Source organism: Cuniculiplasma thermophilum (assembly GCF_052315355.1).
Taxonomy (GTDB): Archaea; Thermoplasmatota; Thermoplasmata; order Thermoplasmatales; family Thermoplasmataceae; genus Cuniculiplasma.
In genome coordinates, this window is record NZ_JBLSDF010000003.1 from 14,890 (window position 1) to 35,160 (window position 20,271).

20 protein-coding genes are annotated in these 20,271 nt (G+C 38.9%); 8 read left to right on the forward strand and 12 right to left on the reverse strand.

Going from position 1 to position 20,271, the window contains the following annotated elements:
• Positions 1-114 precede the first annotated feature (114 nt).
• From ACNF42_RS00855 to ACNF42_RS00870, 4 genes are all read right to left on the reverse strand, one after another.
• On the reverse strand, positions 115-1,158 hold the full coding sequence (locus ACNF42_RS00855; protein WP_443337854.1) for a DUF5808 domain-containing protein: 1,044 nt from the start codon (positions 1,156-1,158) through the stop codon (positions 115-117).
• The gene (locus tag ACNF42_RS00860) at positions 1,155-1,643 is read right to left on the reverse strand and encodes a GntR family transcriptional regulator (RefSeq protein ID WP_443337856.1); all 489 of its coding nucleotides are present in this window, start codon (positions 1,641-1,643) and stop codon (positions 1,155-1,157) included. The genes ACNF42_RS00855 and ACNF42_RS00860 overlap by 4 nt, the downstream gene beginning before the upstream one ends.
• Positions 1,644-2,077: 434 nt before the next feature.
• Positions 2,078-3,052: an esterase/lipase family protein gene (locus ACNF42_RS00865; protein WP_443337858.1), complete on the reverse strand. Its 975-nt coding sequence runs from the start codon at positions 3,050-3,052 to the stop codon at positions 2,078-2,080.
• A gap of 305 nt (positions 3,053-3,357) precedes the next feature.
• Positions 3,358-4,299 (reverse strand): bactofilin family protein, encoded by a 942-nt coding sequence (locus tag ACNF42_RS00870; protein ID WP_443337860.1) that lies wholly within the window; start codon positions 4,297-4,299, stop codon positions 3,358-3,360.
• Positions 4,300-4,443: 144 nt separating this feature from the next.
• Here ACNF42_RS00870 and ACNF42_RS00875 point away from each other — a divergent pair, with 144 nt between their 5' ends.
• Both ACNF42_RS00875 and ACNF42_RS00880 read left to right on the forward strand, forming a co-directional pair.
• A complete protein-coding gene (locus ACNF42_RS00875; RefSeq protein WP_443337862.1) occupies positions 4,444-4,854 on the forward strand; it encodes a winged helix-turn-helix transcriptional regulator in 411 nt (136 codons plus the stop codon).
• A gap of 170 nt (positions 4,855-5,024) precedes the next feature.
• On the forward strand, positions 5,025-6,464 hold the full coding sequence (locus tag ACNF42_RS00880; protein ID WP_443337864.1) for an MFS transporter: 1,440 nt from the start codon (positions 5,025-5,027) through the stop codon (positions 6,462-6,464).
• 6 nt (positions 6,465-6,470) lie between these two features.
• Here the strand turns inward: ACNF42_RS00880 and ACNF42_RS00885 are convergent, their stop codons facing one another.
• Positions 6,471-7,100, reverse strand: a complete 630-nt coding sequence (locus ACNF42_RS00885) for a winged helix-turn-helix domain-containing protein (protein ID WP_443337866.1) — start codon at positions 7,098-7,100, stop codon at positions 6,471-6,473.
• Between the two features lie 50 nt (positions 7,101-7,150).
• Between ACNF42_RS00885 and ACNF42_RS00890 the strand changes: the two genes are divergently transcribed.
• From ACNF42_RS00890 to ACNF42_RS00900, 3 genes are all read left to right on the forward strand, one after another.
• The gene (locus ACNF42_RS00890) at positions 7,151-8,365 is read left to right on the forward strand and encodes an MFS transporter (RefSeq protein WP_443337868.1); all 1,215 of its coding nucleotides are present in this window, start codon (positions 7,151-7,153) and stop codon (positions 8,363-8,365) included.
• A gap of 49 nt (positions 8,366-8,414) precedes the next feature.
• Positions 8,415-8,783 (forward strand): hypothetical protein, encoded by a 369-nt coding sequence (locus ACNF42_RS00895; protein WP_443337870.1) that lies wholly within the window; start codon positions 8,415-8,417, stop codon positions 8,781-8,783.
• A gap of 137 nt (positions 8,784-8,920) precedes the next feature.
• Entirely contained in the window at positions 8,921-9,775 is an 855-nt protein-coding gene (locus ACNF42_RS00900; RefSeq protein WP_443337872.1) for a DMT family transporter, read from the forward strand.
• Here the strand turns inward: ACNF42_RS00900 and ACNF42_RS00905 are convergent.
• The 3 genes from ACNF42_RS00905 to ACNF42_RS00915 are packed head-to-tail and all read right to left on the reverse strand — an operon-like array spanning position 9,767 to position 13,487.
• Complete coding sequence (locus ACNF42_RS00905; RefSeq protein WP_443337874.1) at positions 9,767-10,327, reverse strand: 2-oxoacid:acceptor oxidoreductase family protein; 561 nt, start codon at positions 10,325-10,327, stop codon at positions 9,767-9,769. The two genes, ACNF42_RS00900 and ACNF42_RS00905, sit on opposite strands and share 9 nt — an antisense overlap.
• Complete coding sequence (locus ACNF42_RS00910) at positions 10,324-12,162, reverse strand: thiamine pyrophosphate-dependent enzyme (RefSeq protein WP_443337876.1); 1,839 nt, start codon at positions 12,160-12,162, stop codon at positions 10,324-10,326. Before ACNF42_RS00910 ends, ACNF42_RS00905 begins: the two co-directional genes overlap by 4 nt.
• 53 nt (positions 12,163-12,215) lie before the next feature.
• Positions 12,216-13,487: an adenylosuccinate synthase gene (locus tag ACNF42_RS00915; protein ID WP_443337878.1), complete on the reverse strand. Its 1,272-nt coding sequence runs from the start codon at positions 13,485-13,487 to the stop codon at positions 12,216-12,218.
• Positions 13,488-13,882: 395 nt separating this feature from the next.
• Between ACNF42_RS00915 and ACNF42_RS00920 the strand changes: the two genes are divergently transcribed.
• Positions 13,883-14,329 carry a hypothetical protein gene (locus ACNF42_RS00920; RefSeq protein WP_443337880.1) on the forward strand — a complete coding sequence of 149 codons (447 nt, stop codon included), beginning with the start codon at positions 13,883-13,885 and terminating at the stop codon, positions 14,327-14,329.
• A gap of 248 nt (positions 14,330-14,577) precedes the next feature.
• Positions 14,578-15,789 (forward strand): isocitrate dehydrogenase (NADP(+)), encoded by a 1,212-nt coding sequence (gene icd, locus ACNF42_RS00925; RefSeq protein WP_443337882.1) that lies wholly within the window; start codon positions 14,578-14,580, stop codon positions 15,787-15,789.
• Here icd and ACNF42_RS00930 read toward each other — a convergent pair.
• Together ACNF42_RS00930 and thiD are read right to left on the reverse strand one after the other, a co-directional pair.
• Positions 15,786-16,970 carry a hypothetical protein gene (locus tag ACNF42_RS00930; protein WP_443337884.1) on the reverse strand — a complete coding sequence of 395 codons (1,185 nt, stop codon included), beginning with the start codon at positions 16,968-16,970 and terminating at the stop codon, positions 15,786-15,788. The two genes, icd and ACNF42_RS00930, sit on opposite strands and share 4 nt — an antisense overlap.
• A 1-nt stretch (position 16,971) precedes the next feature.
• A complete protein-coding gene (thiD, locus tag ACNF42_RS00935) occupies positions 16,972-17,766 on the reverse strand; it encodes a bifunctional hydroxymethylpyrimidine kinase/phosphomethylpyrimidine kinase (RefSeq protein ID WP_443337887.1) in 795 nt (264 codons plus the stop codon).
• Between the two features lie 114 nt (positions 17,767-17,880).
• On the opposite strand from thiD, the gene ACNF42_RS00940 reads away from it, so the two are divergent.
• A complete protein-coding gene (locus ACNF42_RS00940) occupies positions 17,881-18,321 on the forward strand; it encodes a hypothetical protein (RefSeq protein WP_443337889.1) in 441 nt (146 codons plus the stop codon).
• Here ACNF42_RS00940 and lipB read toward each other — a convergent pair.
• Positions 18,318-18,986, reverse strand: coding sequence for a lipoyl(octanoyl) transferase LipB (gene lipB / locus ACNF42_RS00945; RefSeq protein ID WP_443337948.1), 669 nt, complete (start codon positions 18,984-18,986; stop codon positions 18,318-18,320). The two genes, ACNF42_RS00940 and lipB, sit on opposite strands and share 4 nt — an antisense overlap.
• Complete coding sequence (gene lpdA / locus ACNF42_RS00950; RefSeq protein WP_443337891.1) at positions 18,952-20,271, reverse strand: dihydrolipoyl dehydrogenase; 1,320 nt, start codon at positions 20,269-20,271, stop codon at positions 18,952-18,954. The genes lipB and lpdA overlap by 35 nt, the downstream gene beginning before the upstream one ends.

Sequence of the window (20,271 nt, forward strand, 5' to 3'; positions counted from 1 at the left end):
TTAATTCGTTTGATTTCTAACTCTTTGATTCACAATCGCTGGGATGTTGTGAACAATAGATCCAATATAATTGCCTTGTTAAGGTTTAAAGAAAAAAATCTTTTTCTTATATATTTAAGGAAAATATAAGGCATATGGAATTAACACAGTTCCAATAAGTATCGCGGTAATCAGAAGAAGGCCAAGGGGATTTCCAAAGTTGAGAGTGTAACCGAAACCAAATCTCTTTGGAACAAGAATGGCTGGATCCTCCCTATTGTGGTAAATAACACCAAATATCCAGAGATTGTCATCATCCCTGGAAATCTTTCCAGATCTGGTTTCAACCGCCCAAGGGAACAATTTCCAACCTGTTTGACCATATCTGTATCCAATAATCATTACGCCCAGGAGAAGAAATGAAGGAAATAAAAGATCAATATATACATAGACTCTCCCATTCATGCCTGACATTAAATATGGTGACAGTATTATATTGAAGTTTATGATCAACGATATTAAAATTATAAGGTAGAAATTGGCACGATTAAACTTTGACATCTGTAAGGCACTTTTAACTGGAGATTTTGGGTTTTGAAATGGAGATGCCCTGAGAATAAGGAATGCCATAACCTCCATTACTGAGGTTAGAATTATGGGAAACAGTAATAAGGAAAGGAACCGGGAGGGATGAAATAGGTAATGAATATGGGGATTAACAAATGATGCCGTGATCAGGAGAATTAAAATCTCGATCCAGGGAAAAACCCCTACCCACTTTTTCACTTTTACAGTTTCATCAAGTATTACCGCATTCATTATTACGCTCTCTTCTTGTTTTTCTGAAACTTTCTTAATGTTTCTGACCCTCAGCCTAAATATTCCATATAGTATCCACGAAAAGGCAAGGAATATGAAGATTCCAAAAAATTCCACACTTAAATTCAAGCCAAAAATATATGTTAGAACAGCAATTGTAAACGAAACACCAACTATTTCCAGGACTGCATACTCATACTTCATATACCTGATGCTTCTGGATTTTGCATCTGCAGATCCTATTCTTATTCCAAATTGAATTTCAGGAGGTGTTATAAGGGGAGTCATTGCAAAGAACATGGAAATAATTATTAAAGGCAACAGTCCAAGGATATAGTATATGTAAATTTGGTGAATCATTTACTTTCTCCATTTTCAACATCTTCAAATATTTTCTTCAACGAAGCCAGAAATTCCTCCTTTGAATAACCTCTTGACCTGGCATCAACTGCAAGATTTTTGGCCCTCATTTCCCAGTTGTCATTAATTGGAGTAACTTTTTCCATATTTTTCCTATTAAGAACGATTACCTTTCTCTTCTCCATTATTGCGTAACCTTCCCTTATCAATACCTCATAGGCCTTGTTTACTGTATGATAATTAACACCAAGAAGTGACGCAAGTTTTCTTGTTGATGGAAGAACTGTACCTGATTTAATTTCTCCATAATCTATGAGTTCTCCTATATTTTCCACAATCTGTTCAAATAAGGGTTTCTTTGATGAAAAATCAATAGAAATTATGAATCTTTTACCTTCCTCTTCATTGTTCACCATTTGGAAATCTTCGTTCACCACACTATTTTTGATGGTGTTGGAATGATTGGAGGAATTTGCATCTATCATAATACTATGATTTCAAAGAGCATAAATAAACATTCTCTGACTATACATATTTTCAATCAGGTAAAAAATATTACTGAAATAACATTCCAAAAATAATGGCACTTTCCAGGTGAAATATTATTCTTCATCTTCTCATCGACTATAAAAGGAAGTAAACATGAAATACCTGTGTCAGAGAATTATATTATCCTTGTTATTTTTCATTTGAAAAATATCCTTTCAATATATTATGGTTATAAATAAACCATTAAAAAGGTTCAGTTAAGTTGACAGGTTTATTTTCTATACTTTTTCAATTTAAATAGAGCAAAATAGTCAAGAGTTATGACAGCATTCCAATTCAAAAGCCGTAAGTTAAATAGTAGGGTATTAATAATGCAAGAAACTGGATAAACAGGTTAAGTGCTTTAAGAAAGGATTGTAAATATTTAAAATCAGTAGTTACCTGCAAAATTTTCTAAAATTGTGTTCGCCACGGACTGATCCTGGAAGTAACTGATACCCGACCATGTAAAATCATCAAGTGATGCTGTATGTATATCCCCTGAAAATGTGTATAGATGATCATATCCGAAATATGTGGCAGAATGCTCTGAAACTACACCGTCATTCGCTCCGCTGAAAAATACATAACCCCACCATGGATCGTATGTTCCAGCATAAACAGTCCACACTGTTGATCCGTAATTTGTGTACATACTACCAATGGAAACCGCCAAACCATTCAGGAAATTGGAGCCCTGAACCATTTCATTCACCTCTGTTCCGGCATAACCAGACAACCCAAGACACTGTGCCACGCCAGCAAGGGGAGAGCCATCAAAGGGTGATGCCATAAATATAACGTTTTTCAGATTTATGTTTGTCAGATGGTAATGTTCAAGTGCATACGCTGTAACAAGGCCTCCCATACTGTAGCCAATCATATCAACATTGTAGTTGGAACCCTCAAATATCTCTTGCAGGGCAGTTCCAAGTTCATTTCCAATGGAATAGATTGGAGTGTTTGATGTGCCAAAGAATGAGGAATCGGTAAATATGTAGCCATTACTGAACTGAATCTGAAACTCACCATAATACTGTACACTTCCCACAAGATAACCTGCATTCACAAGCTGCTGGTATATATTAACTCCAGAATGCCATGTGCCTGCGCATTGGGCTCCCGATGTATCTCCAGGCTCAAAACCATGTACTAGTATTACCACCGTCTGGGAATTGCTTATTAGTGATGGTCCTGCCATTTCAATTTGATTCCCATTTCTGTCATTGGTTCCCGAACCATTAATGCCCTGCTCCACAATGAAGGAAAAACTGAACAGAATTACCATCATTATGACGATCGCACTTAATTTTTTTGAATTCCATGTAAAACAAACAATTTTGCCATATTTATATTTTCCTTTCATTGCGAAAAATAGGCTCAGATGGGTATGATATAATATATAACCCAAGTGGGAAAGGAAGGAAATAAATTTAAATCCTCATGTGCTTTATTTTCCTATTTCATTTCAATATACTTCAACGTTTGTAAAGATTATTCAACACTGTATATATAATTTGGAAAAACTTCATCTCAAAGTTTCAGCAAATCAACATAAACGGATGCAAATAATACACCCAAAACAGGAAATTGATTTGATTTCATTTAAGGACGCCTGCGGTTGATTGGGAATACCTGCAAATTTATGGAATATAAGAATATTCATGGTAATCACATCGTAATAATTTTCTTTTCTTTCACTTTAGCCTTTTCTGAGACTGTAATTGACTTAGCTTCAACATAATCTATCTTACAGCCTTCTCCAATGAAAATTTCATCTCCATAGACATATTTCGCTGTGGTAAATTCCATCTGGGCCTTTTTGCATATGATTTTTTGGAAACTTGCCTCACCAGCTAAAAATCTTCTTCTCCTGGCCTCTATATTTACAACTTCGGCTCGAAGTTCACCTACATTGCTGTTTGCGTTATATATCTCCATATTGAATGTTCTGCTGATGATTGATTTTGATTCTATCTTCCCAAGGATATATGCATCCTCACATCCTATATTTTCACATTTAGTTGAACCAGAAGATTTCAGTGTTGTGCACTTAATTGTTTTTGCAGTAAGGGAACCTGAGCAGTCAAGGGTATTTGCCTCTATTTTTTCCTCTATTCTGGCTGATCCCGATATCTCCCCATCTGTACAGATAAGTGATCTTGCGGTCAACAGCCCTGAAAGCTCCAGTTCTCCTGAGTTTACTGAACCATTGACCCTAATAGAACCTGATGAATCCACATTACCAGCTGTCATGTTTCCTTCAATTCTTATGGAACCAGAAGATTTTAGTACGCCAGAACAGAGGAGATTTTTATGAACTATACACCCGCCTGAAACATCCAGTCCCTCAGAATCCAGATCTCCCTCAACTGTCAGGGAACCTGAGACACTAACGCTCTTGGAATATATTGCTGAAAATTTACCAGACCCTGAAATTTCCACCCGGTCAGATCTGTCTGTACTACCCTCCTTCTCCTTTTCTTCATTTCCGCCATCCTTCTCACCCTCTCCTGATTGATTCCATCTCTTCAGAATCTCATCATACATTTCCTGGCTTATCTCCCCATTCTCAAGCATTTTCCTTAATCTTTCACTTCTTTCCCTATCCATGGTATCTCTTGATTATCAGTGGCATTTATATAAATATATTTAAAACTACAAATTTAATACATTGAAATTTATCATTTATAATTTCAACTTGAAAGTTAATAATATGAACATGAAAGTTTAATATGTTTTCAATGATCTATTGATATGATTTCTGATATTAACATCCTGACCTCCCCAGCAAAGGTTGAGATCACACATATACTAAGAACGCCCAAGACTCCCGATCAAATTGCCGCAACTCTACACATAACCAGGCAGGGTATTGATAAGCATCTGAAGGAGATGGTGAAGTATGGAATTGTTGACAGGAAATGGTTTATGGGTTCCAGGAGACCAAGAATTGAATATTTTTTAACAGAAGCTGGGGCCAAATTTTACAGGGAACTCGATTCAATCTGGAAAAACCACATAATTCTTTCAGAGTCCTACATAAATGAGAAGATAAGAACACTTGATCTGAAACTTGCAGATGGTGCCATAGATGGTAAAACTTACTCAGACGAGATTAAGATTTTAAAGGATTCCCTTGAATTCATGAAAAAACAAGGCGACTGATAAATTAAGGTATCAAAAATTTTACTTAGGAACCTTACTATTTATCACTTAATTATAAGATAGTGTTAAATATCGTCTTAAAATCCTGAATTATACTTGAAAAACAGATATTGGTTCAATGCCGGTTTTTCTGTATTATTAAGTAAGATTCAATATAAAAGATGATAGAAATGGTTGAAAAGAAGAATCTGATTCTGACGGCCGTCCTGATTGGAATGCTGATGTCTGCAATAGACACCACAATAGTGATCATAGCGCTTCCAACCATATCATCCAGCTTGAAGGCTCCTTTTCTCGATACGATCTGGGTAATTCTGATTTATCTTTTGATACTGGCTTCATTCACAACCCTTTTCGGAAGGCTGGGGGACATTATTGGAAGGGGAAGAATATTCAATATAGGCTTCCTTATTTTCATCATAGGATCAGCCCTTTCAGGTGCTGCGCCCAATGTTTATTTCCTCATAGGTGCCAGAGGCTTTCAGGGCTTTGGTGCAGTAATGTTGCAGTCAAACAGCAGCGCAATTATTGCAGATAATTTTGAGGCTCATGAGAGGGGTCGGGCCTTTGGATTTACGACCATGGGATGGAACATAGGAGGTGTTCTCGGCATTCTTCTTGGTGGAGTCATAACTTCCTATATTGGATGGAGATACATTTTCTACATAAATGTGCCCATTGGTTTATTTGGTTTCTATTACTCCCTAAAGTACATAAGGGACAGCAAGAAGAGAACTGTATCAATCGACTATATAGGAAACACACTTATGGTTGCCATGCTCCTATTAATAGCCTATGGAGGAGTGGAGATTGCAGGCAATGGGATTTCAACACTTTACGTGTTGATGATCATAACAGGTCTGATTCTCATAATTCCCTTTGTTTTCGTGGAAAGCAGAGTCAAGGATCCACTCATTTCAATAAAGGCGTTCAAGATCAGGGTGCTTTCCTTTTCACTCATGGCTTCTCTTCTACAGGCTATAGGATATCTTTCTGTTCTCTTTATTCTCATCATGTACCTTCAGGGTGTTCGGGGCTATTCTCCACTTGATTCCTCACTGTTACTGGTTCCCGGATACATAGTTTCGAGCCTGATTGCTCCGAGGATGGGAAGACTGGCCGATAGAAAGGGCACTGGTCTTATAGCCACCATCGGCATAGCAATTATGGATATGGGTATACTTACATACCTTTTACTTGGGGTTAACACTCCCATATACGTGGTTATCATCGGCTCCCTTGTGAGCGGTTTTGGGGCATCCATGTTCTGGCCTTCCAATAACAGTGCAGTTATGTCAAGTGCCACAAAGGAACTTTACGGTTCCATTTCCGGGCTCCTCAGGATGCTGTCAAATATAGGGACGCTAATGAGCTATATAATTGCAATATCAATTGCATCTCTCTCTGTGAGCAGATACGTTGCCTTTGAAGTATTCCTTGGGACAACCCATCTTCAGGGTGGCATATCTTCAAAATTTGTTGTTGGTATTCATTCTGCCCTTCTTGCCAGCTTCTTTATACTTTTCATTGCAGGTGTATTCTCCTCAATCCGTGGCAAGACTGATCACGAAAAGAAGCGGTCCACAGCATCTGCAAACCCCACAAAATAAACACATCTAATCTGACTCTTTTTTCAGGGAACCGAACAGATAGGAAGGTAGGGCCAGTATTAGTATCATATTTCTTGAATCCTCATTTTCTTTTTTGTTAATATTGAAATTCTTGGGATTCCCCACGTAATCAAGAAAAGGTTTCAGATTTGTGATCCCTTTCTTAAAATGTTCATCGGAAAGTGTGCTGAATGAAGCCACCATCTTGCCCTCCATCCCTTCCTCAACTATCTTCTTTATTTCTTCATTAGAGGAGTTTCTCACCTCCTGTGCAATAACACGAAGTGTAAGGGATTGAGTTAGAAGAAATGTTGCAAGAATTTCTCTGGCTTTTTCCGGATTCATTCTTTTGAATTGGTCATCCATCTCGCTCTGTGAAGTTTCGTTAAATGCCGATTCATTCAGTGAATAATACTTTTCAACATAATTTTTTTGAACTATGACCTCTGGAGGATTTACAAATCCCTTTTCCTGAAGGTCCGAGATTGACTGGTAAAGATTTGATCTGCTCGTCTTAATGTGTTTTGATATCTGTGTTACTGTCATCTTTCCCTGAATTGCAAGCAATGCAATTATCTGACTTTTTGTTTGACTTGAAAGTATTTCAAATAAATCATCCAGGTGATCAGTTTTCACTGGTGAATATTTATATATAAGATATAAATTTACGTATAAGGTAGAATTATATGATCAATAAAAAATTACACGACTATCCTCAATGGACAAAGTTCCGTAACTACCTGATTGGAAGAAATCTCATGAGGGTGGCATTCTATATTTTTAACATATTCTTCGTATGGGAGACAATTGTTCAGTACAATTCCGTATTTCTTGCCGGATTGATACCTGCACTTTCCGCTATTGGTTATCTCATCATTGTAATTCCTGAGGGGTACATTTTGGATAGATACAATCGTGGGATGGTTTTTAGAATATCCGCTGTTCTGTCGGCAATAACATACCTGTTTCTCATATTCCATCAGATTCTTGTTGTTGTCTATATGGTTGCGCTCATTTCCTCTGTACTTTCAATTGTAAATTCCGATTCCTTCAATACAATAATGAAGGAAATCGTTCCGGAAAACAGAATACAGTCTGCTGTCTCCATGAGTCAGGGAACAAACGCAATCTCCGAACTTGCAGGAATCATAGCAGGTGGTGTCCTTCTTTATTTTCCGCAAATGTTCATGATGATCACCCTGATCTCCCTTCCACTTTTATCATCCCTATTCGGCTTTGGCAGAACTCTGAATAGGAAAAATTCAACTGACAGATATGGATTTAAGGGAGCCTACAGAATTATTGCCGTTATGATGCATTTCCTTCTCCTAACCCTAATAATCAACGGTCTGTTTATTTCCCTTGACGTTTTTGGCTCCGGATTAATTCATATAATACTACATGACCCGCCTTTGGACTATTCCATTTTCATAGCTGGATTTCCATTTGGAGCAATTATTGGTTCACTGGTTTCAGGAAAGATTTCTTCTTACTTATCAAGCATACGAATCATATCTTTGCTCATAATTCCCATAGGTCTTTATCTATTGATTATAGCCACATCCAGATCCCTGTATATTGATATCCTTATGACTATACTGCTTGGAATATTCGTAATATTTGTAAACATAGGTCTTCAGACAATATTTTTCCATCTGATTCCAGATTCAGTTATGGGAAGAGTCAATTCACTGACAATGATATTTTCCATTGGCGGTTCTCCAATTATGGCAACCATGTTTAGTATACTTTCAAATTATTTTTATTTCCCAGATATAATGGCTGCTGCAGCAATCTGTGCCATATTTATCTCACTTCCGGCATACAGAATATTAAGAGGTCTTCCTGAAAGAGTTTCAGGTATAGTCAAAAAGATAGAGGAGGAGAAACCCTCTCCATGAGGGTGAATAAAATGGAATTATTTATTATGCATCAAGCATATGTTGCATTATGAACACAAACTATGATGATCTTGTGCACGGGGATGATGAGACCAGAAAGACTGCGTTTAAGAAATTTTACGATGAAATCCTGAAACTTAAGAAAGAGGAACAGATAGAAAAATTTCTTGAGATGATCCAGAGGATTGCAAGGGAAACCAATGATGAGGAGTATTCACATATGTGTAAATTGAGCATGGAAGTCCTGCTGTCAATGAAAAATGTGAACCTAAGGGAAATAATGGCGGTTAGACTGGAAGCCCAGTTTGAATTACCTGAGGAGGATAAGCTAGTTGACAGTGTAAATCTCTTAAGGGCAATTGAATCCATGCCGGAAAAGGAAAAGCTGCTGGATCTGATCAAAAGCATAGAGAGATAGATGGTTTTCAGATTTGAAATAAATCATTTCAAATTTTACTCAAACAACTCATGTTTATTTCGCAAGTTAGAACAATAGGGTAATGTAAATTACCATGAAAAAGGTAAATAATCCCATATCCATAACTCGCAAACTCGATGAAAGAACTTAAGTTTTTAATTGCCTATGTCCTGATGACCTCCCCATCATATTTCTTTGCCAAAAGCGGTCTTGCCTTTTCCTCACCCATGTTTTTTATGGCCATAAGGTATGCCATTTCCGGCGCCATACTAATGCCATTTTCCAGGAAGATTCAATTGAACAAAGATATACTTGTTCTATCTGCACTGACCACAACCAGCACTATATTCTGGGTTTACGGCTTAGTGTACGTTTCTCCGGCACAGTCTTCCGTTCTGAGTTATTCAATGCCCCTTTTTTCCCTTCCCATAGCCTTCCTTGTGGTAAGGGAAAAACCATCCCTTTTCGAGACACTTGGTATAATAGTTGGTTTTGCAGGTATATGTGTTTACGGAATCCCATTGCTTGGGGGATTTACAGAATTAGGAATGATCCTCACTATTGTAAATGCGTTCTTTTGGGCTTCCTTCACAGTGTATTACAGAAAGATGAAGGACATGGATCCTGTATCAATTAACAGCGTTCAGTTCCTTGTTGGAGCTGCCATTATGTTATTACTTTCTCCACTGGATTTCTCCTTTACCTACACAAACACTTTCCTTGTGGACCTTGTCTGGATGGCAACCTTCGGTGGAGCCTTTTCCTTTATTGCATGGAACTACATGATAAAACTCTCTACGGTCAATAAGGTAACAGTAATGGCCTTTTCAGTGCCAATTTTCACAACTGTTCTTCAGGCCTTTGTAAGTATGGCCATACCAAACATACTTTTCATAATCGGAATCATACTGATGTTCGCCGGTATTTATATTTCGAGACTGAAGGAAGGAATCAATATAGTTGACAATGGAAATGAGGTGAAATCAATCTGACTCTGCACTGGTGCCAGCAAGAATACTTCTATAGTAATCTCTTCCCTTATTGAATGAATCCATATTGCCCGGTGCAATCTTCTCTGAGAATACCTCTGAAATTGCCCTCATAATATTTTCTGGTTTTGGAAATGGGTCAATGGCACTGAAGACTCCGAGTAAAAACATATTATGAGAACGTCTGTCCATATCCGGAGCAATTCTAGAGGGATTGATTTTAATGCATTCCAGTCCATCAATTTTCTCCTCCTCGTGATCATATTCCTCATAGGAAACTGAAATACAGATACCCTCACTTTTCAATGAGCCTTTATTTGAGAAAGCTTCATCGAGATCCATTGAAAGAATGTAATCAGCTGTGCCCGACATTATCAAGGGAGAGTAAGAATTTCCCGACTTAACATCTGTAACAACTCCTCCACCCCTCTGTGAAAGTCCGTGTATTTCCGACATGATTCCATTTTCTCCGGAATATATTATGGCCTGTGTCAGAACCTTTCCCAGAGTGATGACTCCCTGTCCTCCTCTACCCAGAATTCTGTAGGATGTCATAGTTTCACCTCGTGTATAGCCTTTACAGGACAGACATATACCTCAGAGCAGGCTCCACATCCGTCGCACTCATATGGATCAATTTTTGCCACATTGCCATCCTTTGTTATGGCGGGGCAATGGAAATTGTCAACACAGTTCATGCATCCTGAGCATTCTTCTGGCGATACCTCATAATAGGATTTTTTCTTATGAGGAAGAAGTGCACATGGGCCTCTTACAATTATGACCTTCAGTCCGGGTTGCCTCACTGAATTTATGGTTTCCTTTATTATCATTCCTTCGTCGAAGGCGTCCACAGTGGAATAATCAATGCCTATTCCGGATAGGATAGATTCCATACTTGTCCCATTGAATTTTTCCTCTCCAATTGAGAAAGGAAATTCCGGAGTTGGTTCCTGGCCAGTCATTGCTGTTGTGGAGTTGTCCAGAATGAAGATGAGCATGTCTGCATTGGACCTACGTGCATTTATGATTGCAGGTATACCGGAATGGAAGAACGTTGAATCGCCAATGAAGGCAACAGTTTTTTTACCTGAAGCAATGCTTATCCCTGCACCCACGGATATTGATGCACCCATATCCAAAATTATATCTGCCATCTCATAGGGATCGTAATAGGACAGGGAATAGCATCCAATATCTGATGAAAGAATGATATCACTCTTCCCTGCCATCCTCAGGGCCCTCTTTATGGAGAAGAATGATGATCTGTGTGGGCATCCCGGGCAGAATTCCGGTGGAGTGCCCTTGCTTTCCCCATCATTGACAGTTGACTGGACTCCTGCCATTTTGAATATACTCTTCATCACAATGCCCTCTGAGAATTCAAGTGACCAGGGGAGGATCTGATCAAGCTTTCCTGTGATCTTTGATATGCCACCAAGGTTATCGTTGAAAGCACGTATTTTTGTCTCCAGATATGGATCCAGTTCTTCCACCACAAGAATTCTTGGATTGTCTCTCATAAATTTTTCAGTTATCTCAATAGGAATCGGGTTGGTCATTCCAAGTTTTAATATGTTTGCCTCTATTCCTGCGTGGGAAAGTGCATCCTTAACATAATTGTAGGACGCACCAGAAGTGATTATGCCAAAGGTACTTCCTTCGCTTCTTTCACTCCTGTTTAAGGAATCAAAGTTATTATCATGGGAGATAAGGTCCATTTTGTGGGTAAGCTGGGGCTTAAGTTTTCTGGCATTTGAAGGAACGGAGCTGTATCTTGATCTTTCTGCCTTAATATTAAGTTCATTATTAATTATCTTTCCAATCCTGCCAAGATGGACAGGTGCCCTCATGTGGCTTACCCTTGTTGTTGTCCTCAACATAACAGGAATTGAATATTTTTCACTCAATTCGAAGGCTATTTTGATAAAGTCCTTTGCCTCCTGGGGGTCAGATGGCTCAATTATTGGGGCATGGGCAAGATCACCATATCTTCTGTTGTCCTGTTCATTCTGTGAGGAAAACATTGATGGGTCATCCGCAGTCATAACAACCATTCCTGCTCCTATACCTGTATAGAGGGATGTGACAAATGGATCAGATGCTACATTCAGTCCCACGTGCTTCATGAATACAAAACTTCTCTTTCCAGACAGGGATGCCCCATAGGCCATTTCATAGGCCACCTTTTCGTTAATTGAATATTGAAAGTACATTCCTGTACTTGGAGCCGCCTTCATAAGAATTTCTCCGACTTCGCTTGAAGGAGTTCCAGGATATGTTGCTGCAAAACCCACACCTGCCTCAATGGCTCCTCGTGCTATAGCCTCGTTTCCTAGCAGAAGCATCAACTGATCTGAATCTGAAAGAAAATTTTTTAAAAATGACATGATTCATTCATGTCTTTGTTATACTTTTAATCAATACCTAATATATTTGGTACTTATTTTCTTACAATTGTGCTTTCCCTTATTTGCCCTATGGACACTATCTTTACAGGCTTTCCGGTAAGTTTTTCAACGGTGGTGATGTATCTTTTCATCTCTTCCGGAACTGATTCATAACCTTTTCTAACTATTTCCTCAATCTCACTCTCGTTCAACTTTCCCCAGCTATCCATCTCAATATACTCAGGAACAGCCTTTTCCTTTCCCAAGAGTGCGTTTATTGGTTCCTTAATATTTTTTCCATAGGAGGTGCATATCTTAATATTTTTGAATTCTCCCAATACATCAAGCTTTGTTATTGCTATTTCATCAACATCGTTAAGTGTTGCAGCGTAATTTACAAGTGGTATGTCCAGCCAGCCAACCCTTCGAGGTCTCCCAGTGGTAGTTCCGTATTCTCCACCCGCCTCCCTAAGCCTGTCAGCTTCGTCTCCATAGAGTTCTGTTGGAAATGGCCCTTCACCCACTCTGGAGGTATAGGCCTTGACAACACCTATGATCCTGTCAATTTTCCTCAGAGAGATGCCTGAACCTGTATGAAGTGAACCTGAAATTGTGTTTGATGAAGTTACATAGGGATAGGTACCAAAATCAATGTCCAGCATTGTTCCATGGCCACCCTCGAACACCATGTGTTGATTTGTATTTACGGCATTAAACAGGTAGTATTCAGTTCTTGTTACAAAACTTTTGAAATAATCCCATTTTTCGTGGAGATCATCTGCCATCCTCTCAAGTTCTTCATCAGTAAAGGGTGAATTTACCAGTTCAGAACTTCTTAAATCCCTGATAAATTTTAACTTTTTAAGTATAATTTCCCTTTTTCCAAGATCTTCCACTCTGATTCCATTTCTTGAATACTTCTCCTCGTATGTGGGACCTATACCGTGAGATGTTGTTCCAATCTTCATGTCCCCTCTCATTTTTTCCTGCGCTCCATCCATATATTTATGGAGCTTCGTTACAACGTGGGCTGAGGAGCTTATAAAAATTTTGAGATTTGGATTCTCTGCAAGCACGTCTCCAATCTCCTTAACAAGTGCCTCAGGTTCTATTACCATTCCGTTTCCCAGAACTATGCTGGATGCCTTCAGAGATCCTGCAGGAAGGAGGTGAAACTTGAATTTTCCCTTTTTTGTGACTACAGTGTGACCTGCATTTGTTCCCCCATTATACCTTATTAACACAGAATTTTCCTGTGATATAAAATCAGTTATCTTTCCTTTCCCCTCGTCACCAAACTGCAAACCAAGAACAAGATCTCTCATGTATTTTCATTGGTATTTCTTTCAGCTATTAATTAGGTTTTATTTTCTATAAAAATTAGAATGATTCTAATTCTTTTGAATCTGATAGGGATGATGAAATGAAAGGTGCCAAAATATTTAGAACAAGCACCCTTTTGTGCCTGTTTTCAATGATCTTTAAAAGCATTCCATTTATCATTAATTGAACATTTCAAGGGAATTGCATTCTTTTTAACTTTATTTATTTTTATGCCATTTTTCTTCAATGCATTGGTATATTTGCTGAAAATAATTATCCTCGTCTGGAGGTTCGTCTTAAAGGAAAGAATTTATACTATTCCTATTTTTTAACTCTATCCCTAACATATATGGTGTAAGATTTACACGCTGATCCACATATTTACTTCGGTGGTTCGTTGATTGAATATAGGACCAAAAAAAAGGTTAATGCAAATACAAAGGAATGCAGGGAAATTCTGAGATCACCAAAGACCGTTATGGAACATGGAAATGTAATTTCATCTGTTGAATCATTGGATGATGGCAAATACAAAGTGACTTTTGTATGGAAAAGATTTGGGATGTCAAGAACCAATGTGTATGAATTCAGGATAGAGGAAACAGATGAATCTGTCATTTACAGAGGAATAAATTCTTCAAAGGATTCCTTCATGTTTCAGTTTACCATATATGGAGATAAGGATGGTAATTCAATAGTTTCTGCAACATTCCAGATCGCTACCGGGTATTTTAGAGGGGATTCCATTGTGAAATCGGAATTTATAGAGGAAATGAATGAAATGATGAATCGGGGAATACACAAAATCGATGATTTTGATTTCACAGCAATCAAAAAAATTTAATTATTAGATTTTTTACTTATTTTTGACGGCAGTGTGTGAGATTGCTTATTAAGGGAAGAATTTTGCAGAACTGTTTCGTCATATTCCAAATATCTCCACGGATCAATGTGATCTGTGAAAAGAATTCTCTTTATGGAAAATATTGCATACCCTGCTGTTCGTAGATGAAATATATTAAAGATATTAAATGATGCATGGGAAAATAAACCATACTAAAGGTTTTCATTGAAATAGGCATCATGGATTATATGTCATATATAACAGTTGAAAATGGAAAACTGAAAATTCCAGAAAAACCAACCATAGGATACATAGAAGGTGACGGTATTGGCCCGGATATTACAAGCGCCATGATTAAGGTGGTAAATGCATCCATTGAAGTTGCATACAATGGATCTAAATCAATTGAATGGGAGAAGATTCAGGCCGGTGAAGAAGCCTACGAAAAGACGGGAAAGCATCTTCCACAGCAGAGCCTTGATCAGCTGGCGAAATGTGTAATTTCCATTAAGGGGCCCTTAACGACACCTATCGGAAAGGGTTTCAGGAGTCTTAATGTAACATTGAGACAGCATTTCGATCTGTACGCCAATGTTCGTCCTGTTAAATATTTCCCGGGAGTTCCGTCCCCTGTTACACATCCGGAAAACATGAACATGGTCGTATTCAGAGAGAATACGGAAGATCTGTATGCTGGAATAGAGTGGAAATACGATTCTGAAGAGGCAAAAAAGGTAAGGAGTTTTCTTAATTCCCAGTTCAATATTGAACTTACTGACGATACAGGCATAGGTATTAAGCCAATCAGCAGATTTAAGAGTCAGAGGCTTGTCAGAAAGGCTATAGAATTTGCAATTGCCAATAAGAGAAGAAGTGTTACTCTTGTTCATAAGGGAAACATTATGAAATACACAGAAGGGGCATTTAAGGACTGGGGTTATGAGGTCGCCAGCAATGAGTTTGGGGAACAGACAGTGAAAGAGGAGGAATACTTACAGAATCCGGATGCCTTCTCAGGAAAGATCGTCATGAAGGACAGAATTGCTGACAATATGTTCCAGCAGGTCCTGACGAGAACAGCGGAATATGATGTGATTGCAACCCCCAACTTAATTGGGGATTTCCTTTCTGATGCCATAGCGGCTCAGGTAGGTGGTATAGGTATAGCTCCTGGTGCAAACATTGGAGACATATATGCAATATTTGAGGCTGTTCATGGAACTGCTCCAAAATACGCAGGAATGGATATTGCAAACCCAACGTCCCTGATACTTTCCGGAGTAATGATGCTCGATCATATGGGATGGCATGAAGCTGCCCAGATACTGGATTCGGCTGTTACAGAGTGCTATAGGGACCAGAAGGTAACACAGGATCTGGCAAGAATAATGAACATAAAGGCACTGAAATGTTCAGAATTTGCCGATGAAATCATTAAAAGAATGAGAAAGACTGATTAAGCAATAAAATCGGTCATCATTTCATTGGTAGATTTTCCATTAATTACCATTTTTCTTGCGCCAAAGAATTCCCTGAGAAACTCCAGATCGTTCATGGAGTCACCGAAAATGTTTATTCGATCTCCAAAATCCATTCTTTCTATACGTTTCGCGCAGTCCATAAGGGATGAATAGTGCATTATCTCAATCACAGGGCCATCTAACATCTCTATTTTCTCGGGTATATCTCCGTACTGATCAGCAAGAACGTGAACGGTCTCAGGGAGATCTTCCAAGTAATCCCATCCCGTTCCAAGGAGAGAAGCCACTCTCTTCCTGGTATTCTCTGCGTGACTCTTAGATGAGAAATAATTCACCGATGATTCCGGTCCGTAATATTCATCTGCGGTTCGCTTTAACAGCTCAGTGACCCTGTTCCTGAAAAAGACAAAATCCTTGTCCTGTACTAGGTAAATCTGTCCTCTTAACCCATTGTTTGAAATTGAATTTAGAGACATATTCATAATTCTATCCAGGGCTGAAGAAATACTGCTGTAATTTCTCACTATAACAGGATAATTTGAGGTTTTTCTCTCATTTACCCTCCTGTTCATGAGTCTCTCTAGTTCTCTGATTTTATAGTCACTGCCCCATATGTATGCCTTATCCACATTAATGTTCAGTTTCTCATTTATTCCCCTTTCACCAATAAGGTGATAGAAAATAGAATTTGACGCATCATAAATGTCTGTGATCTGCTGCACAAGGTACATTGTAGTTAATGGGGCATTCTCACTGTGGCATATGACATTTGCCCTTCCTTCCATCAGGTTTCTGAGGATCTGGTTTGTCATTGAGAAAATGGGAATTCCTTCGTCCAGAAATGTTGCGGTATCCTTGATGAATGACCTTGAACTAACCGATCTTTCCCCGTACTTTTCATATATTTTCCTGAGGCCACTGATCTCCAGAAACAACAGGGTTGTATCTATCTCCTGCTTGCATGATATTATGGTCTTTCCCGTCTCATGGCTGTATACATTCATCATATCCCTGTTTTTTCTAATATCTCTGAGACCTTCTGATATTAATCTTCCAATTTTCAGTGGATTTATTATACTCTCTTTGTCTGAAATTGGATCATTTTCTGATCCTTCAGCTTCCCCAAGCAGGCTTTCATCAAATTTGCTGTAGATTTTCATTTCACTCCTCTTTTAAATTCCAGAAATGGCACAGTGGTCCATAGCCTCTTCCCATTGGGAAAGAATGCTCAATTGCCCCCTGAAGGTATTCCTTTGCCTTTTTTACAGAGTTTTCAAGATTGTTCCCAAAGGCAAGATTTGTAGCTATGGCGGAAGAGTATGTGTCTCCAGTTCCATGGGTATTTTTTGTATCTATTCTTCTTCCATGGATTTCAATAACCTTTGAATCTGTGTATAGAATATCGGTCGATTTTTGGTCTTCTGAGTGACCGCCCTTTACAAGTACATCTGTACCGTTCATATCACTAATTATTTCTGCGGCCCTTATCATTTGCTCCTTATTTTTAATGGAAATGCCTGAAATCTTTTCAGCTTCAGGAATATTTGGTGTGATCAGTTCAGCAATTGGAAACAGCCTCTTTTTAAGGGCTTCAATCGCTTCTTCTCTCAATAACACAGCACCTGATTTGGATATCATCACTGGATCAATCACAATATGCTTTACTCCGTATTCAGTAAACTTTCCTGCAACTGATCCTATTATGTTTGAAGAGTAAAGCATCCCTGTCTTTGCACTGTCCGTACCAATATCTGACAGAACTGCATCCATCTGCTTTTCAATAAATGATGGTGAAATGGGAACTATGTCCAGAACTTCAGTGCTGTTCTGTGCCGTAAGTGCTACGATCACCGAGGTTGCGAAGGCCTTCAATGAGGTTATTGTTTTTATATCTGCCTGAATGCCTGCCCCTCCACCTGAATCGGAGCCGGCAACAGTCAGTACTCTTGGAATCATACCTCAAAATAACGGAAGAGTTAATTAGTATTATTTTATCAAATAATGCCTTATAATAAGGTACTTCTTCTCAAATCAAAAAAGATTAATATATGGACGTTTGATTAATCCTATATGGCGAGAAGATTATTCGCTGAACAAAGGAGCAATGGGAGCATCGGGGTTGGAATATTTGCAACCTTTATTTCACTCATTTTCATGGGGCCTTCTTTTGGAATCGGCTGGTTAATATCAGGTTTTTTTGGGGGCCTGGTTGCAAAGGGTAAGCTACCGGGCTTTGCTGCTGGACTAATAGGGGGCCTGATTCTAACAATTGCACTTATTGAAATTTCCTATTATGTAAATCCAAGCACAATAACGACAATAACATCATACACCGGAAATTTTTATTTAACCAATGTTATAGTTAAGGTATACACAGAGACAAGGGCAGCAATTACCGGTTCAAATCCAGTCAAGGCATTGATAGGGCTAATTGTTGAGGGTGTTGTAGTTCCTGGACTTGGGGGCCTCATAGGAGGAGCAACACTTAACAGAACATCAGAGTTGGATTAATCCCATTTTTCTCTCATTCTTTCAAGGGATGTTATTGTAAGTTCCGGGTAAACTTCTCCTATGCTTTTTATAAGGTTTTCCTTTAACATCTCTTTTGATATGCCCAGGTACCCCATGACATTGGGATCAAGACCACAGGGGTGAATCTTCATAAATCCTTCAAGGCATGTTTTTGAATAATTCACGGAAATGCCGTGGAATGAAACTCCATCCCTGATCTTCATACCAACGGAACATACTTTCCTGTCTCCCTCCGGCGAGTTGTAAACCCATATACCGGGCTCATCACCAAAATGAGTTTTAAAATTCATCCTTTCAAGGGCACGTATAACAATATCTTCCATTCTTTTAACAAATAGTGGTATATCCATGCTGTTATAGGAATAAAAGACACGCACGATAGGATACATTACGAGCTGGCCTGGGCCGTGATAAGTTACATCACCTCCCCTTTCTATCTCGATAGCTTCTATTCCTGGAAAATTTTCCTTCTTAGAATTCCTGCCTATGGTATAAACACCTGGGTTGTGCTCAACAAAAATAAATGTGTCAGGTATAACATCCCTGACTCTTAAGGAGTGGATCTCTCTTTGAATAATTAATGCCCTTTCGAAGGGCATTTCGCCCAGATCAAGAAATTGGCTTGAAGTGAAGTGGTTTATCATATGCAATCTGAGCAGATTCCTCTATTCCCTCTGAAATTGTGGGGTGTGGATGTATTGTGGCACCGATATCCTGTACATTGAGACCAGCCTCGACTGACAGGGAAAGCTCAGATATCATTTCTGAGGCGTGTGGAGCTGCAATACCTGCTCCCGTAATTGTACCGTCTGCATTATAATAAATTGAATAGAAACCCTGGGAGCTGTTTAAGCCCTGACTCCTTCCATTTGCTGCGAGTGGATACCTGGTTGATTTTTCTCCCTTTTCACCTGTGTATGCTATTTCAGGATCTGAAAATACTACGATCGGCATTGCATAATAATCGAGGGTTGCTTTCTTTCCTGCTATGTTTTCTGCTACAACCTCTCCCTCATAAAAGGCCTTATGGGCAAGCATTGGACCTCCAGATACATCGCCCACTGCATATACTCCTGTTTCGCTTGTCATCTTTCTGTTGTTAGTCTTTATGAATTGTCCGTCCATTTCAAGTTTGAGGTTTTCAAGGCCAAATCCTTCGGTATTTGGTTTTCTGCCTACGGTAACAAGAACTGCATCTGCAGAAAGATTTGCTCCAGATTCCATCCTGACATAGTATCTGTCTCTCCTTTCAACTGACGCCACCTTAGCAGAAAGCATTACTCTTACACCCAGTTCCTTCATCCTCCTCTCCACTGGCTTCACAAGTTCAGGATCAATTCCAGAAAGTATGTTGGGTAGCATTTCAATTAATGTTACCTGTGATCCAAGTTTGGCAAAGGCCGTACCTAGTTCAACTCCTATATATCCTCCGCCTATTATTATAAGATCTTTTGGGATTGTCTTCAGATCCAGTATTTCCCTGTTGTATAAAACATCCTTAAATGTTGGAATCTGTACAGGTGATGAACCGGTAGCGATCACAAGATTGTCGCACTGATGAACTTCAGAACCAACTCTAACGTGCTGTTTGTCTTCTATAAAAGCTTCTCCAGCAATGATTCTTACACCATAGACTCTGCATAAGGTTTCAACACCTGATACCAGTCTGTTAATCATTGTCCATTTCCAGTTCTGCCATTGGGACATATCTATATTATAACTAATTCTCACTCCTGGAAGGCTCTTCAAATATCCAAGATCGTTTGCCATCTCAATAAGTGCTTTTGAAGGAATGCATCCATAGTTAAGGCACTCTCCTCCAATTTTGTTCTTCTCTACGAGAAGCACACTTTTACCTCTTTGACCCAGTCTAATTGCCGTGGCGTATCCGCCTGGCCCTCCACCTATTACGATAGCATCGTACTTCAC

Excerpts from the sequence above, each read along its gene's own strand:
- ACNF42_RS00855 (WP_443337854.1), bottom strand. The coding sequence starts at position 1,158 with ATGATTCACCAAATTTACATATACTATATCCTTGGACTGTTGCCTTTA.
- ACNF42_RS00860 (WP_443337856.1), bottom strand. The coding sequence starts at position 1,643 with ATGATAGATGCAAATTCCTCCAATCATTCCAACACCATCAAAAATAGT.
- ACNF42_RS00865 (WP_443337858.1), bottom strand. The coding sequence starts at position 3,052 with ATGAAAGGAAAATATAAATATGGCAAAATTGTTTGTTTTACATGGAAT.
- ACNF42_RS00870 (WP_443337860.1), bottom strand. The coding sequence starts at position 4,299 with ATGGATAGGGAAAGAAGTGAAAGATTAAGGAAAATGCTTGAGAATGGG.
- ACNF42_RS00875 (WP_443337862.1), top strand. The coding sequence starts at position 4,444 with ATGATTTCTGATATTAACATCCTGACCTCCCCAGCAAAGGTTGAGATC.
- ACNF42_RS00880 (WP_443337864.1), top strand. The coding sequence starts at position 5,025 with ATGGTTGAAAAGAAGAATCTGATTCTGACGGCCGTCCTGATTGGAATG.
- ACNF42_RS00890 (WP_443337868.1), top strand. The coding sequence starts at position 7,151 with ATGATCAATAAAAAATTACACGACTATCCTCAATGGACAAAGTTCCGT.
- ACNF42_RS00895 (WP_443337870.1), top strand. The coding sequence starts at position 8,415 with ATGAACACAAACTATGATGATCTTGTGCACGGGGATGATGAGACCAGA.
- ACNF42_RS00900 (WP_443337872.1), top strand. The coding sequence starts at position 8,921 with ATGAAAGAACTTAAGTTTTTAATTGCCTATGTCCTGATGACCTCCCCA.
- ACNF42_RS00905 (WP_443337874.1), bottom strand. The coding sequence starts at position 10,327 with ATGACATCCTACAGAATTCTGGGTAGAGGAGGACAGGGAGTCATCACT.
- ACNF42_RS00910 (WP_443337876.1), bottom strand. The coding sequence starts at position 12,162 with ATGTCATTTTTAAAAAATTTTCTTTCAGATTCAGATCAGTTGATGCTT.
- ACNF42_RS00915 (WP_443337878.1), bottom strand. The coding sequence starts at position 13,487 with ATGAGAGATCTTGTTCTTGGTTTGCAGTTTGGTGACGAGGGGAAAGGA.
- icd (WP_443337882.1), top strand. The coding sequence starts at position 14,578 with ATGTCATATATAACAGTTGAAAATGGAAAACTGAAAATTCCAGAAAAA.
- ACNF42_RS00930 (WP_443337884.1), bottom strand. The coding sequence starts at position 16,970 with ATGAAAATCTACAGCAAATTTGATGAAAGCCTGCTTGGGGAAGCTGAA.
- thiD (WP_443337887.1), bottom strand. The coding sequence starts at position 17,766 with ATGATTCCAAGAGTACTGACTGTTGCCGGCTCCGATTCAGGTGGAGGG.
- ACNF42_RS00940 (WP_443337889.1), top strand. The coding sequence starts at position 17,881 with ATGGCGAGAAGATTATTCGCTGAACAAAGGAGCAATGGGAGCATCGGG.
- lipB (WP_443337948.1), bottom strand. The coding sequence starts at position 18,986 with ATGATAAACCACTTCACTTCAAGCCAATTTCTTGATCTGGGCGAAATG.